This window comes from Niallia sp. WK069_GA_01 (genome assembly GCF_983173855.1).
In genome coordinates this window covers 1690637-1712474 of sequence record NZ_OZ470138.1, presented here as the reverse complement: position 1 = coordinate 1712474, position 21838 = coordinate 1690637, and the positions used below count along the sequence as shown (strand labels likewise).

Annotated in this window: 16 protein-coding genes; 3 read left to right on the top strand and 13 right to left on the bottom strand. The window is 36.1% G+C overall.

Features of this window, described 5'->3' with window-relative positions:
• Positions 1-135: 135 nt before the first annotated feature.
• From AC5LWL_RS08060 to AC5LWL_RS08020, 9 genes are all read right to left on the bottom strand, one after another.
• The gene (locus AC5LWL_RS08060; protein WP_493433824.1) at positions 136-648 is read right to left on the bottom strand and encodes a metallophosphoesterase; all 513 of its coding nucleotides are present in this window, start codon (positions 646-648) and stop codon (positions 136-138) included.
• Positions 649-661: 13 nt separating this feature from the next.
• Positions 662-1255, bottom strand: coding sequence for an XTP/dITP diphosphatase (locus tag AC5LWL_RS08055; RefSeq protein WP_493433823.1), 594 nt, complete (start codon positions 1253-1255; stop codon positions 662-664).
• A 21-nt stretch (positions 1256-1276) separates the two neighbouring features.
• Positions 1277-2023: a ribonuclease PH gene (rph, locus tag AC5LWL_RS08050; protein ID WP_493433822.1), complete on the bottom strand. Its 747-nt coding sequence runs from the start codon at positions 2021-2023 to the stop codon at positions 1277-1279.
• Between the two features lie 826 nt (positions 2024-2849).
• Positions 2850-3914, bottom strand: coding sequence for a GerMN domain-containing protein (locus tag AC5LWL_RS08045; protein ID WP_493433821.1), 1065 nt, complete (start codon positions 3912-3914; stop codon positions 2850-2852).
• A 169-nt stretch (positions 3915-4083) separates the two neighbouring features.
• The gene (gene racE / locus AC5LWL_RS08040; protein WP_493433820.1) at positions 4084-4881 is read right to left on the bottom strand and encodes a glutamate racemase; all 798 of its coding nucleotides are present in this window, start codon (positions 4879-4881) and stop codon (positions 4084-4086) included.
• A 10-nt stretch (positions 4882-4891) separates the two neighbouring features.
• Complete coding sequence (locus tag AC5LWL_RS08035) at positions 4892-5350, bottom strand: MarR family winged helix-turn-helix transcriptional regulator (RefSeq protein ID WP_493436569.1); 459 nt, start codon at positions 5348-5350, stop codon at positions 4892-4894.
• Between the two features lie 316 nt (positions 5351-5666).
• A complete protein-coding gene (locus tag AC5LWL_RS08030; RefSeq protein WP_493433819.1) occupies positions 5667-6239 on the bottom strand; it encodes a DUF421 domain-containing protein in 573 nt (190 codons plus the stop codon).
• A gap of 1086 nt (positions 6240-7325) precedes the next feature.
• A complete protein-coding gene (gene gerE / locus AC5LWL_RS08025; RefSeq protein WP_016201768.1) occupies positions 7326-7550 on the bottom strand; it encodes a spore germination transcription factor GerE in 225 nt (74 codons plus the stop codon).
• Between the two features lie 1250 nt (positions 7551-8800).
• Positions 8801-12607, bottom strand: coding sequence for a GH32 C-terminal domain-containing protein (locus AC5LWL_RS08020; protein WP_493436568.1), 3807 nt, complete (start codon positions 12605-12607; stop codon positions 8801-8803).
• Between the two features lie 424 nt (positions 12608-13031).
• On the opposite strand from AC5LWL_RS08020, the gene AC5LWL_RS08015 reads away from it, so the two are divergent.
• Positions 13032-14078, top strand: a complete 1047-nt coding sequence (locus tag AC5LWL_RS08015; protein ID WP_493433818.1) for a LacI family DNA-binding transcriptional regulator — start codon at positions 13032-13034, stop codon at positions 14076-14078.
• Between the two features lie 378 nt (positions 14079-14456).
• On the opposite strand, the gene AC5LWL_RS08010 is transcribed toward AC5LWL_RS08015, so the two are convergent.
• Complete coding sequence (locus tag AC5LWL_RS08010) at positions 14457-15170, bottom strand: hypothetical protein (protein WP_493433817.1); 714 nt, start codon at positions 15168-15170, stop codon at positions 14457-14459.
• 386 nt (positions 15171-15556) lie between these two features.
• On the opposite strand from AC5LWL_RS08010, the gene AC5LWL_RS08005 reads away from it, so the two are divergent.
• Positions 15557-15844, top strand: a complete 288-nt coding sequence (locus tag AC5LWL_RS08005) for a hypothetical protein (protein ID WP_493433816.1) — start codon at positions 15557-15559, stop codon at positions 15842-15844.
• Positions 15845-16527: 683 nt separating this feature from the next.
• The gene (locus tag AC5LWL_RS08000; RefSeq protein WP_493433815.1) at positions 16528-17154 is read left to right on the top strand and encodes a hypothetical protein; all 627 of its coding nucleotides are present in this window, start codon (positions 16528-16530) and stop codon (positions 17152-17154) included.
• A 222-nt stretch (positions 17155-17376) separates the two neighbouring features.
• Here AC5LWL_RS08000 and sdhB read toward each other — a convergent pair whose 3' ends face one another.
• From sdhB to AC5LWL_RS07985, 3 genes are read right to left on the bottom strand one after another with little or no spacing between them, the layout of a single operon-like run.
• On the bottom strand, positions 17377-18135 hold the full coding sequence (gene sdhB, locus AC5LWL_RS07995) for a succinate dehydrogenase iron-sulfur subunit (protein ID WP_493433814.1): 759 nt from the start codon (positions 18133-18135) through the stop codon (positions 17377-17379).
• 2 nt (positions 18136-18137) lie between these two features.
• Entirely contained in the window at positions 18138-19901 is a 1764-nt protein-coding gene (sdhA, locus tag AC5LWL_RS07990) for a succinate dehydrogenase flavoprotein subunit (protein WP_493433813.1), read from the bottom strand.
• Between the two features lie 39 nt (positions 19902-19940).
• On the bottom strand, positions 19941-20549 hold the full coding sequence (locus tag AC5LWL_RS07985) for a succinate dehydrogenase cytochrome b558 subunit (protein ID WP_493433812.1): 609 nt from the start codon (positions 20547-20549) through the stop codon (positions 19941-19943).
• Between the last annotated feature and the right edge of the window lie 1289 nt (positions 20550-21838).

Here is a 21838-nt window from a genome sequence, read left to right as displayed (position 1 = left end):
TTTTATTTTCATTTGTTCCTCATCAGGACAATGTTTATTATATGTGTTTCTTCGATTAAAGTCAACCATTTTATGAATTTTTATTTCCTCACAAGGAAATATTTTCTTTCCTTATGAGGAAATAATGCATGTATCTTATTTCAGGGAGAATTGTGTTGTTAAATCAGGCAGTTTTCCTTTTGTATAATCATATACTTCTGTTGTGTATTTATTTTGATCAATGGTTAAAATAACATAGGTCTTTTCCATTCTTCCCCTTGGCAATCGCAAACTTCCAGGATTAATAAACAAGATATTATCAACCATTTCCATGCCAAGAAAATGGGAGTGCCCGAAACAGGCAATTTGAGCACCTAATTCTTTAGCACGATAGGAAAGCTTGGTGATAGATGATTTTACTCCATATAAATGACCATGTGTAATAAAAATTTTTGTATCATTTACTTCTTTCACAAGTTCATTTGGATAGTTTTCATCATAATCGCAATTTCCCCGAACAGTTGCATAGCCTTCCATTACTTTTTCATTGGCTGGAAGTTCAGAGTCACCACAATGCAGAAATACATCTACTTCTCCCTTATGCCTTGCTTTTAATTCTCCTACTTCCTCTACTAGACTATGACTATCACTTACAATAAGAACCTTCATTCTTCTCTCCTTCCTAAAAAACAGAATGTAGCTGTTGTTTTAATTTCTGCAATGCATTAGCACGATGACTTATTTTATTTTTCTTTTCCGCTGGTAATTCAGCCATTGCTTTTCCTTCTTCCACTACATAAAAAATCGGATCATAGCCAAAGCCAAATTCTCCTTTTTTCTCTTCTAATATAATCCCTTCACATGTTCCCGTAAAGGTTAATGCTTCTTTTTCAGGGATGCTAACCGCTAATGTGCAGCTAAAACGAGCCGTTCTTTTATCTGCCGGTACTCCATCAAGCTTTTTAAGCACTTTATCCATATTTGCTTGATCATCCTTTTGTTCTCCTGCATATCGTGCAGAATATACCCCTGGTTCTCCATTTAAAGTATCTATTATTAGACCAGAGTCATCGGAAATAACCGTTTTTCCTATAATTTTAGAAACTGTTTCTGCTTTTAGTATCGCATTTTCTTCAAAGGTACTTCCCGTTTCTTCTACATCTTCTATTTCTGGATAATCCAGTAATGTTTTCACAGAATAGCCAAGAGGTGCAAACATCTGCACAAATTCTTTTGCTTTACCAGCATTTTTTGTTGCCACAATAATTTCTTTCATTTTTTCCTCCTGTTAATTACGTTATTTTTTATTAATTTTATTGGAAATAGTTTCGCCAATTGCATCTCGTTGAACTTGAATTAATTGCTCTATTCCTTCTTGGGCAATTTGTAATAAACTTTGAAGCTGCACATAGGAAAATGTCGCTTCTTCTCCTGTTCCTTGCAGTTCTACAAATTCCTTTTCACTTGTCATCACAATATTCATATCTACTTCCGCTTTGGAATCTTCTATGTAATTTAAATCAAGAACCACTTCTTTATTGCTTAATATGCCAACGCTTGTGGCAGCTAAAAATGCCGTAATGGGATAGTTAGCTAGTTTTTTCTCTTGAAATAGCTTGTCCAATGCAATTGTCATTGCCACAAACGCGCCAGTAATCGAAGCCGTCCTTGTCCCGCCATCTGCTTGTATGACATCACAATCGATCCATACCGTACGTTCTCCTATCGCTTCTAGATTTACTACTGCTCGTAATGCTCGTCCGATTAATCGTTGAATTTCCATCGTTCTTCCTGTAATTTTTCCTTTTGCTGCTTCCCGAATAGTTCGTTTTTCTGTCGCTCTAGGCAGCATGCTGTATTCTGCTGCTATCCAGCCTTTTCCGGTTCCTCTTATAAATGGAGGAACTCGATTTTCTATTGTTGCTGTGCAAATTACTTTTGTATCTCCAACTGTAATTAAAACAGAGCCTTCTGGATGCTTTAAATAATTTGTTTCTATATGTATTGGTCTTAATTGTACGTTTTCTCGTCCGTCTTGTCGCATTTTTATTTCCTTAAACCTCCTAATAATAAGGACTTCATTCTAGTGTTTTTTTATAAAGCTATCCTGAAAAGAGGCTTTGGCTCTCTCGAATAGTCCGCAGCCAGCATATACTTCGCTTTCCTGCGGGCGAGCGTCGAGCCTCCTCGCTGCGCTGCGGGGTCTCGTCTTTCTCGCATTCCCGCGGGAGTCTTCGTGTATGCTGGCTGCTCCCTGCTTCAACAAACAACGAGCTAAATCAAACCGCCTTTTTTTATCGCTCATGGTGCAAATTTTGTTTCATAGGTGTCTACCCTAAAAAAAGGATCCACATCCGGTATACACTTTGCCTTCCTTTGGGGTGGAGTTGCATGATTTTTTTATTCTTGTCTTGCTGTAGCAGTTTTATAACTGGATTGTTTTAAATTCTTCTCATAGCACAAGTATCTTTTAAGCAATAGTCTTTCAAAAGAAAAGCGCAAGCACCTTGTTCAGTCCCGAATAAAAATGTTCTCTTGACTCAAAAAGTGTTCTTTACTTTTAGAGGCAAGGGCAATACTCACAGGGGTTAGGTGCTGGAGCTAGACAGTTATCAGGCTTCAGAAAAGTCATACTTTCTTACCTCATAAAGAATAGAGCTGCATTGATATGCAACCCTTTTTCTATTAGTGCGTGTTCAAAAGGAGGATAAAAAGGACCGAGAAGTTCGAGGCGGTTTGCTCCCGAGCATCACAGCGTATGGTATTAATACGTGAGAAGCGGAAAAGCAAACCAACGAAGAAATTCGACGTGTCATTTTTACCGGACTTTTTGAACAACCTCTATTAGTATTTATTATATCAAAGATTTATTAATAACTACCAGTATTCACTTTTTGTGGACGAGATACGGGTTCTGATATGCTTTTTCCTTCTTCATTTTTTAAATCTGCTTTGCCATTCACCGTAACTGCCACACTGTCAATTCCTGGTTGGTCGGTTAGCGATAATACTAAAGAATTTAATACGTCATCTGAAACTGTTTTGTCTTCCTCTTTAAAACTGCTATAGATGGAATCATTAAAGTTTAGTGTTACTTTGCCATCTTCCACAGTCGGGGTATTAAGCAATGCAACATCTGGAGCCATCATAGTTGATAATGGAGAACTTTCACCAGGGCCTTGAACCATTTCCTCAACAACAGCAGCAATATTATTGATCTCTGAATTGTTAACCCGTTTTGTTACAGGCACATAATAGTATGCTCCTGCCTCGCCGCCAATATAATAAACAGTTAATGGCTTCGTATTCGTAATGTCTGTTACGTCAGAAGTATCAATATTAATGCCAACTGATCGTGTTAAAGCACCTTGAATTGGTGTTCCATCCACTGGCATCTCTGTCAATTCTTTACCATTGATTTGCAGCTTTACGGAATCAATCGAATTAAATTGCGTTAAGGTCCAAGTAATCGATTGAAGAATTCCTGCTTCTTCCTCTGCTTTATATTCTTTAAATTCTTTTGAAAAGTCAACAGTAGCGACCTTTTCTTTAATATTCACGCTTACTTTAGTATCTTGCGGAATTACTGCTTGAAAACCATTTGGAAGCAAATCTGTTACTGGGCCATTCTTCACTAAATATTGCAAGCTCTCTGTAGCGATACTTTTTGTCTTTGGCAGATTGACCGTTTGCGGTACAACATAGCCATCCTTGTCTACTAAATACAATTCAGTTGAAATCGAATTTTCAGCAGTTGCTTTACTTGTCGTTTCTTTAGCCGTATCTCCATTTTCCTTCGCCGCATTGTTACTATATATAGTTTTAGGCGGATCATCATTTACTTTGTTGTCCCCGCCAAATAAACTACATCCGGAAAGCATGATTGAAGAAAGAAATACTGCTGAAACGATGACTGTTTTTTTATTCCTAGACATCATTAATCACTCCTAAGACAGTTTGTACTAATATATATACGAGCTATTTTTAAATTTAGACCGCTTATGAGTGAAAAAATTCTTTTTTCCAAAGAATTGTATTTTTGCAGACAAAAAAACGAGGCGATTCACCTCGTTTCAGCATACATACAAACTATTTTGCAATTTTTTACGTTAATTTAATGGTTTCTACTGTTTCAATTTTCTGTTCTAGCCAATTGGATGCTATCCTTGCAAAAATGTCTTTTGATCCTGTCGTAAAGAAAAGATGGTTTGTTTCATTTTTACAAGAAGCAAGCTTATTGTTATGAGAAAGAATGGTACTCACTTCTCTTGCAGTTTCTTCACCAGAACTGATTACCTTTACAGCGGATCCCATCTCTTTTCGAATTACCTTTTCAAGCAATGGATAATGAGTACACCCTAAAATAAGTGTATCAATCAACGTATTTTTTAATGGTTGCAATGTTTCTGCCACGATTTTTTTCGCAACAGGTCCTTCATATTCACCACTTTCCACTAATGGAACAAACTTTGGACATGCAAGGCTTTCTGTTTTTACACGAAAATTAATTTGTTTTAATGCTTTTTCATACGCACGACTTTTGACTGTTCCAAACGTCCCAATTATGCCGATATTATTATTTTTTGTAACTTTAATCGCCGTACGAGCTCCTGGAATAATAACCCCAATAACAGGTATTGGCAACTGTGCTTTTATTTCTTCTAATGCCACTGCTGTTGCTGTGTTACAAGCAATTACAAGCATTTTAATATCTCGTTGTAATAAAAACCTCGTCATTTCCCATGTGAATAATTTCACTTCTTCACCAGTTCTGGGGCCATATGGACATCTTGCTGTATCGCCTAAGTAAATAATGTTTTCATAGGGAAGCTGGCGCATAATTTCTTTTGCTACTGTTAAACCACCAACTCCAGAATCTATAACCCCTATCGCTCTTTCCAAAAAAACCGCCTCATTTTTCTCGCATTTCTTGATGTAATCGCATAAAGTTATCCTTTAATTGTTCTACTTCTTTAAAGGAAAAATCACCCAAAACCTCTTCTAAATATAGTTGTCTTTTTTTAATCACTTCATCAATTAATCTTTTTCCTTCATCCAATAGATGAATTCGGACAACACGACGGTCATTCGGATCTTTTACACGCTGCACTAATTCATTTTTCTCCATTCTATCCACTAAATCTGTTGTCGTACTAAATGCCAGATACATTTTATTAGAAAGTTCTCCAATTGTCATGTCCCCATCTTCAAATAGCCATTGTAATGCAACAAATTGTGGCGGAGTAATCGTATAATTGCTTAAGATTTCCCGACCCTTTTGTTTTATAATACCGGATATATACCTCATATCCTTTTCAACTGTTGCGATAATATCAATATACTCTTTTGAGTTTTTTTCTTCTACATTCATCATTACATCTCCTAATATATATCCAGATAAAATTATCCTATTTTTATATTCTTTTGTCTAACAATATAATTATAAGCTACATTTCCTTCCTCGTAAATCGTTTATAAAAAGGACTGATTTCCGTTTTCAGCTAGTTAAAAATTTATCATAAGAAAAGTGCGGGGCACCTTGTTTAGCTCCGAAGAAAAATGTTCTCTTGACTAAAAAAGTGTTTTTCCTTTTAGAGACAGGAGGTGATACTCGCTGAGACTAGACACTTGCCAGACTTCAGAAAACTTGTACTTTCGGACCTTTTATTTTTTCAGCAAAATAAAGGCTAATGTAGTTCGCTGAATAGATTTGATTTCTCTTTATTTTTTTCAAAAGATGATATTTCTGCATTGTTACTATGTAGGTTATCTGGAAAGTACTGTTGCATTAAGTGTTTAAATTCACCTACTGTTAATGGCTTAGCGTCATCCTGTAATTCATATCCTACATCTCCATTCGCCTCAATAGTTGCCGTTTTTACATCTTCTATTTTTGCGATTCCACTGTTTCGTAATCGCATTTCTAACTGATCCACTGTCAAGCGAAGTTTTTTCAGTGTATGTCTTTGCAATACCCCTTCGTCAATAACAATTTTTGACTTGCCGGTAATACAAGTCTCAAAGAATTCCCATTTCAATTGAAGGTATTCAACTATTAGAATCGTCAAAACAAAAATGAATGCACTTATAATTGCTTTTGTCACACTAGATTCTACTATAGGCTGTACAATAATGGTTCCAATGGATATCATCACAATTGTTTGTGTATGAGTCATTTGTGCTATCGATTTTCTGCCAGCAATCCTCAATAAAATAATACCAGATACTATTAAAATAAAACTATGCCAAATAAAAGCCACCAGCACTTCCTCCAAATCTTAAATTTATAAGAGTAGTGTAAGCAATCAAATGTTATTTATCCTTTCTTTACACTTTACGTTATGGACTTTATTCGCAAAAAACATATATATCTGTAGCGCTTGAATAATCGCTCTTTTTTACTAGTGATGGTTATTTGAGAGCAACACGAAGAACAAAAAAATCCAGCGTTTCTCGACTGCCTGGATTTTTTTTGAAAGCTATTACTTATCCTTTAGTACATCCTGAATGAACAATGCCATATTTGCGCTTGGATCGAAAAAGATAGTCCATAAAAATACAAAGGGTATCGCAAAGATGAAGTATATATATTTCCCGGCTTTTCGTATCAAACCTAACCACTCCCATCCATTATTTACCTCTATACGTTTTACATTTTAATTTGTTTCATTCTTTAATAAACTCCGAACGATTTCACCTAACTAAACTTTCACATCGCATCAGAGAACGTGCCTATTAATTCACAGTTCAAATTAACAAAATCAACTGCAAATATACAAATTCATTTAGCTAAAAAAGTAAAAGGAAACTGCTACGATATAAACAATTATATATGGAAAAAAATCTAAAAAATTTCACCCAAAAGCCTTTATCATCTTTTAAGAAAAATAAATAGCCTACTGCCATTAATATAACCATAATAAATAAAGGGGAAACTGCAAATTGCTCAAACTTCATCTATTCCTTCTCCTCAAAGATTCCACTGTTTTTAAAATCAACACAACATACTGCTTTCATTATAATAAACTTGTTGAATTCTGAGATGTGATTAGAATAGAATTACGTAATTTTAATTTAAGTTAACACTATTTTTTTGGATTATGTATATTTGTTTATTATCTATAAGTTAATATTTATTATTCTACTCTAAAAATAAGTTCCGCAGGCTGCTCTGTGCTAAAGAAACCCTTTTTTAAGCTATGTATTTTACTGATAAAAATTTTAGCTTCCATCATGATACGTTTGCTTTCGTAATTAAAAGAAGATGATTCAACATAAGGTTCTAAAGTCCCACAACGAATTGATGATGGATCTTTTCCCTTATTGAATTGAATCATCTTCTTGGATTAAAGTTCTAGTTCTCCCATTCTAAGGAGCTCTACAACAGCCTGTGAACGCCCCTTAACGCCCAGCTTTTGCATCGCATTTGAAATATGATTTCGAACTGTTTTTTCGCTTATGAATAAATCACTTGCTATTTCTTTCGTCGTTTTGTCTTGTACTAACAGTTCAAATACTTCTCTTTCTCTTTTCGTTAATAATGGCTTGTGAGTGAATTCATTTTCCTTCAAGTAGTATAACCCTCCTTGCCTACGCCAGCTATGAACTTTGGGATGGGTATTATCATAGTCTGGATATATTATGTCGGGAGAAGCATTGGAGTGACTACATTTGAAGAAATTTGGACAGCTTTTTTTATTTTCCTTCCATCATTAGATTAGATAAAGTTAGTCTAATGAAAAGTTTAGACAATTAATCTACACCCTGAAATAAATAGACATTTGACAAATCGAGCAAATAAGTGCTGCAGTTAGCAATCAATAAATCTCCTGAAGTGATCTTATGTATACTATACAAACTGTCTTTTTCCGTTTTTCATTCTATATAATAAGACTCATAGTTACATCATTCTAGAAAAACCAAAATAAAAAATTTTTTAATGAACGTTTATCCTCTTGTAAAAATAATAGTGCTTTCTTTCGCTTTTTCAGCATCTTGATCTTTCCACGTGAGAACAATTTTATAATTTTTATCTGTACTAGGTTCTAACCCTAACAAGATAAATTCATATTCTTTTATCTTTTTACCATTCCGCTCAATATCTGAAACCAGGTATTTATTACATTATTTACCTATGGTATAATTTAGAAAAAAGGTACTTAAGAACTATAAACAAATAATCATATTTTTCGTTTTCTATACATTGGTGTTTATTCGATTCGTAATACACGAACTTGATTGATGTTACTCTTGGCTATATCGATTATTAAATAACGTTTTTACATGATAGGTATTTCAAGTAATTACTTACATAAAATATCCAGGTTTTTAAGTTAGCTCTTTGTTATTACGTACTATGGTATAACTTTTCAACTGAGACCAAAACTTTAACCTATGGGATTATTCACGTTTTTGTTAATAGTCCAATTATATCCATACTAAAATAAAGGGGACTACAATGAAAAATTTCTTTTTATCTAAAAACTTTCTTATTGTATTTGTTATAGTTTTAGCTTTTCTTTATTTTTCAAGTGTGCAAACAGGTTATCATTTCGCCTCTATTTTTAATTACTTATCTCTTGTATTAGGTGCCTTTTTTGCTACAATATTGCTATTTTCAGCTATAATTTTTATAAGAAATTTTTTGTTTATAAATAAATAAATAAATCACTTGCTACTTCTTTCGTCGTTTTGTCTTGTACGAACAATTAAAATATAAAAAAGAAAAACATCTCCAAAATCGTCTAAGTGATACATACGATTCAAGAGATGTTTTATTTTTTCCTATTTTTTCGAGACATTTATAGCGTGCTTTTTTGCTTTATTTTATATTTTCTGAAAGTATCCACTGCTGACGATCAAGGCTGGGTTCTGAATCATTTAATGTCAGGCTTCCGTCTTCTGCCATTTCAAGTGCCTTGCCGTGGTGAACAGAAGTAATACTTACGGTTCCGTTATCATTTTTGCTTATGTTCCAGCGTTGATTGTTATAACCAAGATAGTTGTACAGTTGAATTTTATTTTCTGCTGTATTCAAATCCAGCGCTTTTCCTCCCTGTGTACGAATCGAATATGATCCATATTCATCACCTGTTGGAATCAGCACCCACTTCGTTGCTAGAGCTGCTTCTGCTATTGTTACTGGCTCACCGTTTTGGGACTTCGCCGTATAAAGCGCTTTTCCAGCTGATTTATTTGTAAAGCTTGTTACAGTTAAGTTTGCTTCTTCCTTATTACTAACCATAACATTCTGATAGGAAGCCTGCCCGCCAAATACATTTAATCCAAAATGGCCATCTGCAAACGTTCCATCTTGTACATCCATGATTTTCTGTCCATCTACATAAATTTGGATGTGAGGGCCATTTGCTTCCATTTTCACTTTGTATGTTTTATCCGCTTGAATAAATGCAGGAACATTGCTGATTACCATACGCTCCTCAAAACCGCCGTCGATTTTGTAGAAGAGTCGGAATGCTTTCATATTCGGATCAAGATTGAAGTAATAGCCGCTTCTTCCATCTTCACTTGCCCGAAACAGAATAGAGCCTGCCCCTCCAGATTGCCCCAGCTTCATGTCTGCCTGATAGGTAAAGTTTCCGGCAGTTTCCTTCGCTATATAGTTTGCATCGCTTGTATGCGTTCCGCGAATTCCATTTTCCGTAATTGTCCATTTGGATGCAGAAAGATCCGATTTCCATCCCGTCAGATTCGTATGGAATTCTCCGTCATAGACCCTTATACTAACAGATGCAGCTGCTTTGCCATTTGGTGTTGACGCTGTAATTATTGCTTCCCCTTTGCTTCCCGCTTTAAGCACCGCTTTGGAGTTAGAAGAAGAGTCAATTTTGACTACTTTTGAATTGCTTGATTTCCATTTAATCGGCTCCGTTCCTTTTCCTTTTCCATCCTCTGCAGTCGCAAACAATGTCAGAGCTTCTCCTACATTCAACTCACGATCCGTTGAATCCATTTCCACTCTTGTTTTTTTATTACTATCTTGATTCCAAGTATTTGAAAGCGAATGTACTTTAAGAGAAATTACTTTCACATCGCCTCCTTCGGCATAGAAATTCATTCTACGGCTTGCAGGATCCGGGAAAATAACATTAGAAAAAACAGCTTCCCCATCGTTTCCAAATACTTCAACAGACGAATCATCTACAAATATATTCATTTTGATTCGTTTATTCTTCGGCTTCAAAGTTGCTTCATGCATAGTCGAAAATAGGTTGGAGAAGTCTGTCTCTCCTGATTCAGCACGATTTATAAATAGTTGGTTTTTTGCTGTTTTATAACCAACAACTGTTTTTTGTTCTTCTCCTTCACGAACATAAAAGCCAAATTCAGTTGTTTTGCTGTCAGATGGAATTTCTACCTCCGCTTCTATTTCATAGGATCCTGAAGAAATTCCTTTTAACAAGCTCGAAGCATTTTTCGGATTTACTTTTTTGTTATGCGTCTGGAATATGGTGTTTCGAATCGACTGTAGTTCCTTAATTGGTGCTTGTGCAAGTCTTATCCCTTCCTCTGTTTTCACTAAACGTACTTCTCTTGGAATGGTTAACTCGCCCTTCCAACCTATAGTTGGAAAAGCAAATGGATAATCCCAGTTCGTCATCCATGCCATCATTACTCGGCGATTATCTGGCATATTCGCAAAAGACATAGAAGCATAAAATTCTTTCCCGTTATCTGTTTTTAACACTTCCCCCGCTTTATTATCATTAACAAATTTACCTTCAGCTGTTAGCTGTCCTACAAAATATTCAGCATCTGATCCTTGTGTTTTCGGATTGGCCCCTGTACTAATCATCAGTACCCACTTTTTCTCTTCTGTTCCGTCTATCTTCAGTTCAAAAAGATCTGGGCATTCCCAGACGCCGCCGCGAACATAGTCTCCGTAGCCAAAATTATCTGTAAGTTTCCAATCAATTAGATTGGTGGAAGTAAAGAACCGAATATGATCACCACCGGATACAACCATAACCCAGCGATTATTTGCTTCATCTCGAACTACTTTTGGATCACGGAAATCCCAGCCGCCCGGATCGTTTCCATTCTTGCCCGGATTTTCTATTACAATTGGATGTTCAGCCGAATACTTCCAAGTACGACCATTATCCGTACTATAGGCAAGGCCAATGCGCTGATTACCATTTAATTTATCTGGATTATAGGAAGTGTAGTAGGCAATAATGCCTTTCCCTCCTGATTGAGTAAATAAACCGGAAGCATTTTTCACATCTGCTATAGCAGAACCAGACCATACATGACCTTGATCATTCCATGGCAAAGCAATCGGAAGGCGCTTCCAATTTATCATATCCTTACTAACTGCATGTGCCCATGTCCCACCATCTTGATGAAATAAATGGTATTCACCTTCATAATAAATCATACCATTTGGATCACTAACCGAACCACGAGCCGGAGTATAATGATAATCTGGTCTATACTTTTCTGTGTAATAGTTAGAATCGTCAATAAGATAAACGTCTTGGAAAGAAGCAGTTCCCTTTGCTACGGTAAAGCCAGCAAAACCTTCGTTATAACTTCGATCCGTTGCCTTTACCACAGCTTCAGAATAGCCATCCACATAAAGTTCCATTTGATTGCCTTTTACTTTGATTTCTAGATGATGCTTGGAGCCTTCTTGTGTCTTGTATTTGTGGGTTGATGTTTTATTAACAGTACCATTTGCCTTTTTGAATTGTGCTTTGACTATGTTTCCTTCTTTAATCAATGCAGCATAATAACCAGTAGTTCCCTGTTTATTCATGCGGAATGCTAGTGCAGCTTCCGAAGTGTTTTTTTCAAAGGTAATATTACCCTCCAGCGTAAAGTCACTTGCATTTTCACTAAATATTTGTTGAGATTTCACACCTTGAATCCCTGTCCCCTTTTGACCGTTAATTGCCGGTTCCCAGTTGCCCTTTTTATTTATAGATATACCTAAATTCGTTGAAAGTTCACTAACTTTTATATTTTGAAACAACGCCGATCCATCCCCTACGTTAAGCCCTAACAAACCCTTTTCGTATGAATGATCACGCACATCGATAATAGGAGCATACTGATTACCCCAATATACTTTCATGTTATCCCCTACTACCTTTACCTTTAGATGGTAAATCCCACCCTCTTTCAGTGCCACTTGACGTTCTTCAATTAATTTATGATTATCACGGGCATCTTTAAGACGAATAACCCCAGCTTTTGGAATGATTTGCAGCATATAAGATTCCAAACCATCTTTATTGGAACGGAATACCAAAGCTGCTTCCGCTTGCTTATCTATGACTTTCACATCTGCTTCATAAATAAAGTCTTTTGACGTAACATCAGATAATGCTATTGCATTTTTTTTCGCTTCTGATGCAAGTAAAAGTCCTTGTTCTGTCTCTTTCAGTGTTCCTTCCCCTTTTATCTTCCAGTTTGTTAGATTAGTATTTATTTTGGATGCGTTTTCAAAAATAGTCGAACCCTCCCTATTTTGTTTGATTAACATTTCATCAGAAGCAGCTGCCCTTCCTTCTATAGGATGAACAGAAGTTATGCCAATAGTGGTAGTGATAAGTACGGTTGACAAAAATACAGATGTCCATTTTTTCGAAATTGATTTCATCATTTGCCCTCTCTTCTAAAATAGATTTAATCAAAATGGTCGCAGCAAACTTCCTAAATAGAAGAAGATCAACGGATTTCCTTGTTCCTTTAAACCATCATATATCTTCTGTTTTAAAATCCGTGATTCTGAATCTAGAATCATAAAAAAGAAAGGGCTTACATTCTTCTTTTTACTTGCTACACATACAATTTATCAAAATGACCAATATACGTCAATATTTTTGTAAAATATATTTTGTGCATTTGTAAAATCACTTTTATTCATAAATAGTCGTTTCTCATAATTATTTTTACATTTTCTAAACATAATGAGCATTCGCACTGCCAACATTGCTATTTTCCAGCTTCTATTATACATTTGACTTAATGAAATAAATGGATATTAATAAAATAGATTATGTATAGCAAGGGTGAATTTACATATGGCGAAAGAAAAAATTACCATTCAATATATCGCCGATGCCCTCGGGATTTCAAGAAATACAGCTTCCAAAGCGCTAAATGATAATAAGAATATTCCTGAGGAAACACGAAATAAAGTCATAAAAAAAGCAATTGAGTTAAAATATAAACAATTTGCACATATGGATGGCGACATTTACCTTTCTAAAAAAACTGGAAATATCGCATTATTCACAGCTGCTTTGCCTAACACTTCTCACTTTGGCTCCGAATTAATAAGCGGTCTTGAGAAGGAGATTAGCACGCAAGGATATAATCTCTCCTTTCATATAGTTAGAGAGAGGGATCAAACGTCGTTAACGCTGCCTAATAATTTCGATGTAAAGAAGGTAGACGGGATTGTTTGTATAGAGTTGTTTGATCTTGAATACAGCAAGCTTATTACAAGTCTTGGGATACCAACGATTTTTGTAGATTGTGCTGCAACTACTTGTTATCCTAGCTTTAAAGCAGATGTGCTCTTAATGGAAAATCAGCACAGTACGTATCTGCTCACAAAAAAACTGATTGAAAGTGGATACACAAGCTTCGGATTTATTGGAGATTATACTCATTGTCTTAGCTTTAACGAGAGATGGATTGGCTTTCATCAAGCTTTAACAGAGGCTGAAATCACACTCAATCTTTCTCAATGTATTATTGATGATGATTCCCTCTTCTTCAAACCTGAACCTGGCTGGATGGAGAATCGTCTGCAGAAGTTTCCATCACTCCCTTCTGCATTTGTCTGTGCCAATGATTTTATTGCCGTAAATTTTATGAAAGCATTAAAAAACATGAACTTCTCTATCCCCGAGGATGTCGCTATTTGCGGATTTGATGATGGACCAGAAGCAAGCATAGTTGAGCCCCGTTTAACGACCGTTCATATTTACAGTAAAGAGATGGGGATAAAAGCAGCAGACATGCTCTTTTCAAGAATGAATAATCCGAATCAGGCATACCAGGTTTCTCATATCTTTACAGAACCAATTATTCGGGATTCTACACCCTTAATCCGCAAATAATCCAGATAATAATCCTATTGAAAAAAGAGGCTGAGATATAACTCAATAGATAATAGGTAAAGACGAACATGCTCTAATCTAGCACGTAAATGGTTAACTTCCCTATATTGTTATTTATGTTTTTTAATAGAGTTAAGTAGAAAAACTATGTTGTTCCATTGCGTTTTTAAAGGCTAATTCTAAAACCTCATTCTTTTACCAAGAAAAAAATGAAATAGATTGGAAAATGGAGCAGCCTGAATACACGTAGACTCCTGTGGGATTAGCGAGACAGCTGAGACCCCTGAAGGCCAAGGGCCGAAGCGGCTAAAGCCGATCCCCACAGAAAGCGAAGTGTATGCAGGCTGCGGTTGATTACCACAAACCTTCTTTTTTACATTAATTATAATACGTATCTTTATTTACTTTTTTTACCTTCAAAACGATTTCATCTCTTTGATTATCTTTTGTATCCTTTTTATCAACATAGATAATTGCATCTTTTTTTAAGTTGATACTATTAGCTCGAGCATTTTTTTTATTATCCCATTGTATAGATTGTCTCGTTTCTTTCCCTTGAAATTCTACATCAATAAAGGTATTTAATGGAACTGTATTTCCATCTAAAATAAATTCATATTTTCCTACAGGAATTTCAGCGCCTACCACATAATACCCTGAATGAGAAATAGTATAATAGTCATCCACCTTTTCTAGCTTCTGAAATGTTGAAGGCGTCAATTCTACTTGTCCTTCAAATATGCCAAATTTGTTATTGTTTGAAAAATGAATAGCATGAAGTTTATCTTTTTCATTTAGATTCCAGCCAGCAAAATTAGCTTTATCACTATTTAATACTCTTACATCATAAAAACCAGGCTGAAGATCCTTTCCCTTTTTTCCAACTACATACTCGCCATCCTGTTTACTTAAAACAACCGTTCTTGCTGGATTTCCTTCTAGCGTTCTACTCATTCCATAATAGCTCTCCATCACATCTTTTTTTATTGTTCTTTTTTCCTTTTGATTGTCATCGTTTTGATACAAAAAATAGGAAAACGTTAATGCCGCTAACACAAAAATGATTAAACCCGCTGTCTTTTTTCTTTGCAACCCTTTTTCCCCCTAGTGTGTTTTTTCTAACCGCAATTTTGTTAAATTATAACAAAATTTGCGGTTATTATCTATTACATTCCGACAAAATACTATAGAACCGGATGTTAGTAAATCGACATTTAAATTTAGTAAAGAAAATGTGCCGATTTTGCCTTATAGACTTTTAAAACAAAATTCTGAATAGACCTATTCACTTGAACATATGATGAAAAGAGGCATAAAGGAGATTTTACAGCAGGAATGAATCCATATGTTCCTCCGCTCATTGGTAATTATTTCAAACATTTATTATCCCACTATATTTACCTTTTCCCCCTTATTCACACTGCCATCTCCTTTATAAGTAGAAAAAGTAAAAATTCATAAAAAGGAGCAAGTAGAAGATGAATAATTTTCCTTATCAAGTAAACTATCCCTATTATCAACAAGGAAATTTATATGATCCGTTTTATCCAAGGAATAATCTTGCTGAACAACAAACTCTTCAGATTATTAATCCTGCTATACAACATGGAATAAGAGAGGCTCAGCATCTCGGTTATCATCATGCATTAAAAGAAGCAGTTGCTATTGGCTATCTGATGGGAAAAGGATATGATTATCATACCGCTTGGCGGACAGTTGAATCATGGTGGAGACCACCAGGAACTCCTTTGCCTGCTCCATATTGAACATAATGAGTAAAAATAGCTGCCTAAAAGGACGGGAGGTGTCACCGCACATTCCGTCCTTTTTGATTTCTCATATTCCCCTTGGTGCTGGTGCTACTCATAGCAATAGCTTAATCGGCACAAAGAGAAGAAAATATGCTTTATTTTAATTATAGTTTGTGCAGAAAGTCATCCCTATTTTCCAATAACAATCATGTTAAAAATAATATAAATGATTGTCATACAACGATCTTTTTCAGAGCGGAAATATGCTACAATAATAGAAAATTAAGCAAAAGAAAGGAAATTTTTTGTGTGTTTTAGTATTTGAGGTTGTTCGAAAATTCTGGTAAAAATGACGCATCGAATTTCTTCGTCCTTTTTATCCTCCTTTTTGAACACGCACTATTAGGAGCTGGTAGTGTTGGAGATGTTTTTTCGTCGGAATATTAGGAGAAAAGCTCTGAGAAGGCTCGGCACACGGACCATGGAAAACGAAATGTTTTCCGGCTGAAAACTAATTTGAGCGTGGGTCTTCGAGCGAATTGTATGTATGGCAGTCTAAAAAAATCAATAGTTATATAAACCGTTTCTAATAGGTTGGCATGCTGCTCTATTTTCCCCTATACTTTAAGTTTTACACGTCTACCTGTTCACTCCTCTTTTGGAAATACAATCAAAATTATTATTTAGGAGCAATTAACATGATCTGGATATACATTTTATTCTTTTTTACTGCATTTATTGTTGGTTTCTTTCAATTACCTAGTTTTATCATTTTTATTGCTGCCATTCTATTTATAGGGGCCATCTTTTATCTCTCTTTCTATCCATTATTCTTAGAAAAAGACGAAAAAAAAATCGTAGCATTCTTAAAAAAATCAAAACGGCCTTCCATGCGTTTTTTATATTTCCTCCTGATGGATGAGGAAGAAAAGGCAAAAGAAGAGATCAATCAAATCAAACACAAAGAGCATAAGGTTGTTTCACAACTTCTTTTGCTCTCAAAGCAAAAGAACTATGAAGAAGCAAAGAAGCTTCTGCCTATGTTAAAGGAAACAAAATATAAATGGTACTATAAAGCTGGCATTGCATTAGAAGAAGGAGATATGCAGACATATGCTGAAAATAAAAGCCTTCTGAAAGATTCACTTTTGCTTTCCTTTCTAGAAATAGAGCAAAAAAGAAAAAGTGGAGAAAAGGAAGAAGCATTAAAAATGCTCGAAAACAAGATTGCCTCATTAAGAGGATTAAACCTTCTAACAGCTCTTCAATACAAAAAAGATACTTTTTCTAATAAGAAAAGCGCAAGCGTCCTTGAACAGCTCTGAAGAAAAATGTTCACATGACTCAAAAAGTGTTTTTTACTTTTAGAGGCATGGGGTTATTTTTCACAAGAGCTAGGCGCTGGAGCTAGACACTAATCTAAGTTGAAAAATCTTTCTTATCTAATTAATATAGAGGCTTTTATGACCAGAAAAACAACGGTCATAAAAGCCTCTTTTTATCCTAAATTGTCCAACTAATTATGATTCATCATCTGCCTGTAATTTTTAATGATCACTGCCAAAAAAATTCTTAAATGCTTGTAAAGTCGTATCCCGATTTAATACAGCGATAGATGTTGTTAATGGAATTCCTTTCGGACAGGATTGAACACAGTTTTGTGAATTTCCGCAATTAGCCAATCCGCCGTCTCCCATTATTTCCGCTAGTCTTTCTGATTTGTTCATACTTCCGGTTGGATGGGCGTTAAAGAGACGAACTTGTGATAATGGAGCTGGGCCCATAAAATCTGATTTGCTGTTGACATTGGGACATGCTTCTAAACAAACTCCACAAGTCATGCATTTTGATAATTCATATGCCCACTGTCGTTTTTTTTCTGGCATTCTTGGACCTGGTCCTAAATCATAAGTACCATCAATTGGAATCCACGCTTTTACTTTTTTTAACGAGTCAAACATTCTACTGCGGTCAATTTGCAAATCACGAACAACCGGAAATGTAGCCATTGGCTCTAAGCGGATTGGCTGCTCCAGCTGATCGACAAGCGCTGTACATGATTGTCTTGGTTTTCCATTGATAACCATCGAGCAAGCACCGCAAACCTCTTCCAAACAGTTCATCTCCCAGACAACAGGTATTGTCTGTTCTCCCTTACTATTTACCGGATTTCTCCTGATTTCCATTAACGCGGAAATCACATTCATATTTGGCCGATAGGGTAGTGCAAATTCTTCCACATAAGAACTTGATTCGGGATCATCCTGTCTAGTAATCTGAAATATTACTGTTTTCGCCTCTCCCATTTTTAATTCACTCCTTCTTTTTGCTTCGAATAATCACGTTTTCTAGGCTTAATAAGAGAAGTATCTACCTCATCATAGTGAAAATGCGGCGCTTCTTTATTCGAAACGAATGCCGCCATTGTTGTTTTTAAAAATTCTTCATCATTTCTATCTGGAAAATCTGGTTTGTAGTGAGCTCCCCTGCTTTCATTTCGATTATACGCTCCGATCGCAACGACACGGGCAAGCTGCAGCATATTTTGCAGCTGCCTCGTAAACACGGCTCCTTGATTGCTCCATTTTGCAGTATCATTAATATTAATTTTTTCAAATCGCTCCAACAATTCTTGAATCTTATTATCTGTTGCAAGCAGCTTATCGTTATAACGGACAACCGTTACATTGTCCGTCATCCATTCTCCTAATTCTTTATGAAGAATATAAGCATTTTCCGTACCATCCAGCTTCATAATTTGATCCCATTTTGCTTGTTCTTCTGCTACTGCTTGCTCATATAAAATCGAGGATACATCTTCTGCACTTTTTTTCAATCCGCCAATATATTTTACGGCATTTGGTCCAACAACCATTCCGCCGTAAATAGCAGACAACAAGCTGTTTGCTCCTAAACGATTGGCTCCATGCTGGGAATAATCGCATTCTCCTGCCGCAAATAATCCTGGGATATTAGTCATTTGATCATAATCCACCCATAATCCGCCCATGGAATAATGCACAGCTGGAAATATTTTCATTGGCAATTTCCGGGGATCTTCTCCCATAAATTTCTCGTAAATTTCAATAATGCCGCCTAATTTAATATCAAGTTCTTTTGGATTTTTATGAGAGAGATCAAGATACACCATATTCTCGCCGTTTATACCAAGCTTTTGATCAACACATACATGGAAAATTTCCCTTGTCGCTATATCTCTTGGCACAAGGTTCCCATAGGCAGGAAACTTTTCTTCCAAAAAGTACCATGGCTTCCCATCTTTATAGGTCCAAACCCTGCCCCCTTCCCCACGGGCTGATTCACTCATTAAACGCAGCTTATCATCTCCCGGAATAGCCGTTGGATGAATTTGAATAAACTCTCCATTTGCATAATAGGCTCCTTGTTGATACACAATGGAAGCAGCAGACCCTGTATTAATAACCGAATTGGTCGATTTTCCAAAAATAATGCCAGGTCCTCCTGTTGCCATCACTACTGCATCCGATGGGAATGCTTTAATTTCCATTGTTTTCAGGTTTTGTGCTTTAATCCCTCTGCATATCCCTTCATCATCCAAAACAACACCTAAAAATTCCCATCCTTCATATTTAACAACAAGTCCATCTACTTCAAATCTTCGTACTTGTTCATCTAATGCATATAATAATTGTTGTCCTGTCGTAGCTCCAGCAAATGCTGTCCGGTGATATTGTGTACCTCCAAAACGGCGAAAATCCAGTAATCCTTCTGGTGTTCTATTAAACATTACACCCATACGATCCAATAAATGAATAATACCAGGCGCTGCCTCTGCCATTGCCTTAACAGGTGGTTGATTTGCTAAAAAATCACCGCCATATACCGTGTCATCAAAATGCTCCCACGGCGAATCGCCTTCCCCTTTTGTATTTACCGCACCATTTATGCCTCCTTGTGCGCAAACAGAGTGGGACCTTTTCACTGGCACAAGGGAAAAAAGTTCTACAGCCGTACCTGTTTCAGCGACTTTGATCGCTGCCATTAATCCAGCCAAACCGCCGCCTACTATAATAACTTTGCTCTTTTTCATTCTAAATCACTCCCTATCTAGTACACTGCTAAACTACTTTTAAATAAATGCGAACAATGCCCGAACACCTATAATCGACAATGCAACAAATATTCCGATTGTAATATATGTAGAAATTAATTGAGAACGTGGTGAAACCGTAATACCCCAGCTTACACAAAATGACCATAAACCATTGGAAAAATGAAAAATAGTCGATAGCACACCAACTAGATAAAAGGCAAACATCCAAGGGTTTGCTAAATTCTCCTGCATCATCTCATAATTCACTTCTTGTCCCATTGCTGCTGCGACTCTTGTTTCCCAAATATGCCAAACTATAAAAATCAAGGTAACAACACCTGTTATTCGTTGTAAGTAAAACATCCAATTACGGAAATAACCATAATTTTTTGTATTATTTTTAGCTGTAAAAGCGATATAAATTCCATAAAAAGCATGATAAATAATAGGTAGAAAAATCACAAAAATCTCTAAAAAATAACGAAATGGCAGATGTTCCATAAAGCCTGCTGCCTTATTAAAAGACGCTGCTCCCTTTGTCGCAAAATGATTAACGACTAAATGTTGAATAAGAAAGACTCCAACTGGAATTACACCAAGCAATGAATGAATTCTTCTATAAATAAATTCACGATTTGTTGTCATTTAATTCCCCCCTAATTAGAAAAGCGCTTACGCTAGACACCAGTCCAACCTCAATGATCTTCTCCATTTGCTTTCTTAACTTTTAATAAAAAAAAAAACTTCTGTCCTTAAAATTAGCTATCCAATGGTTTTGAGAAAAGTTACCACTTTGAAAATAAAGCGATTACAATAAGAAAAGCGCAAGCGCCTTGTTCAGCCCCGAAGAAAAATGTTCTCTTGACTCAAAAAGTGCTCTTTACTTTTAGAGGCAAGAGGTTATCTTTCACAGGGGCTAGGCGCTGGAGCTAGACAGCCATCAGACTTCAAAACCTTATACTTCCTTACCTCGTGACAAAAATTCTTACAATTATGTGACAACTTAATTGTACTCTCAAAAAAAAACAAGGTCAAGAAAACGGATACATTATCACCACATCTTTTTTTCAAGCCCATTTAAACCTCTCTATAAGATGTATATGAAATACTCCGAAAAAAAATTTCTAATTTATTTTTATGAAAAGGCTACCCTAAAAAAAGGAATTGGCTCTCTCCATTAGTCCGCAGCCCGCATACACGAAGACTCACTCCCCGAGAAAACAAGACGAACTTATTGAGAGTGTACAAAACCCTTTTTCAGAGTAGACACCCTTACTAATAAAAATTCGCACCTTGGCCCATGAAAAGAAGCAGGTTTCTTAAATTTATAAACAGGGAGCTGTCAGAATACACGAAGACTCCTATGGGATTTGCGGGACAGACGAGATCCCGTAGGAGTTACTCCGAGGAGGCTCGTCGCCCGCCCCATGGAAAGCGAAGTGTATTTTGACTGCGGACTTATTGAGAGTGTATGGAACTTTTTTCAGAGTAAACACCCTTGCTAATAAAGATTCGCACCTTGGCCCATGAAAAGAATCATCTTTCTATTTTTTTTATGAACTAAGTTTGAAGCAGAGAGCAGGTGGAATACACGAAGACTCCCGTGGGAATGCGAGAAAGGCGAGACCCCGCAGCGCATGAGCGAGGAGGCTCGACGCTCGCCCACAGGAAAGCGAAGTGTATTCCACCTGCGGACTTATTGAGAGTGTACGAAACCTTTTTTTCAGAGTGCATTTATAAAGTTCCCCCTTTAAAAAGTCGCTTATTTGCATTATCATAATCATAAATACAAACTCCCTATTTTTATTATGTTTTTTTCAAGGATTTACAGTATACTATTAAAGTGCGTGTTCAAAAAAGAGGATAAAAAGGACCAAGAAGTTCGAGGCGGTTTGCTCCCGAGCATCGGAGCGTATGGTGTTAATACGTGAGAA

Coding starts and splice junctions, on each gene's coding strand:
- AC5LWL_RS08035 (WP_493436569.1), bottom strand. CDS start 5,350: ATGAATGTAGAAGAAAAAAACTCAAAAGAGTATATTGATATTATCGCA.
- AC5LWL_RS08055 (WP_493433823.1), bottom strand. CDS start 1,255: ATGAAAGAAATTATTGTGGCAACAAAAAATGCTGGTAAAGCAAAAGAA.
- AC5LWL_RS08045 (WP_493433821.1), bottom strand. CDS start 3,914: ATGTCTAGGAATAAAAAAACAGTCATCGTTTCAGCAGTATTTCTTTCT.
- AC5LWL_RS08000 (WP_493433815.1), top strand. CDS start 16,528: ATGATCTGGATATACATTTTATTCTTTTTTACTGCATTTATTGTTGGT.
- AC5LWL_RS08020 (WP_493436568.1), bottom strand. CDS start 12,607: ATGAAATCAATTTCGAAAAAATGGACATCTGTATTTTTGTCAACCGTA.
- AC5LWL_RS08015 (WP_493433818.1), top strand. CDS start 13,032: ATGGCGAAAGAAAAAATTACCATTCAATATATCGCCGATGCCCTCGGG.
- AC5LWL_RS07985 (WP_493433812.1), bottom strand. CDS start 20,549: ATGACAACAAATCGTGAATTTATTTATAGAAGAATTCATTCATTGCTT.
- sdhB (WP_493433814.1), bottom strand. CDS start 18,135: ATGGGAGAGGCGAAAACAGTAATATTTCAGATTACTAGACAGGATGAT.
- AC5LWL_RS08060 (WP_493433824.1), bottom strand. CDS start 648: ATGAAGGTTCTTATTGTAAGTGATAGTCATAGTCTAGTAGAGGAAGTA.
- sdhA (WP_493433813.1), bottom strand. CDS start 19,901: ATGAAAAAGAGCAAAGTTATTATAGTAGGCGGCGGTTTGGCTGGATTA.
- AC5LWL_RS08005 (WP_493433816.1), top strand. CDS start 15,557: ATGAATAATTTTCCTTATCAAGTAAACTATCCCTATTATCAACAAGGA.
- rph (WP_493433822.1), bottom strand. CDS start 2,023: ATGCGACAAGACGGACGAGAAAACGTACAATTAAGACCAATACATATA.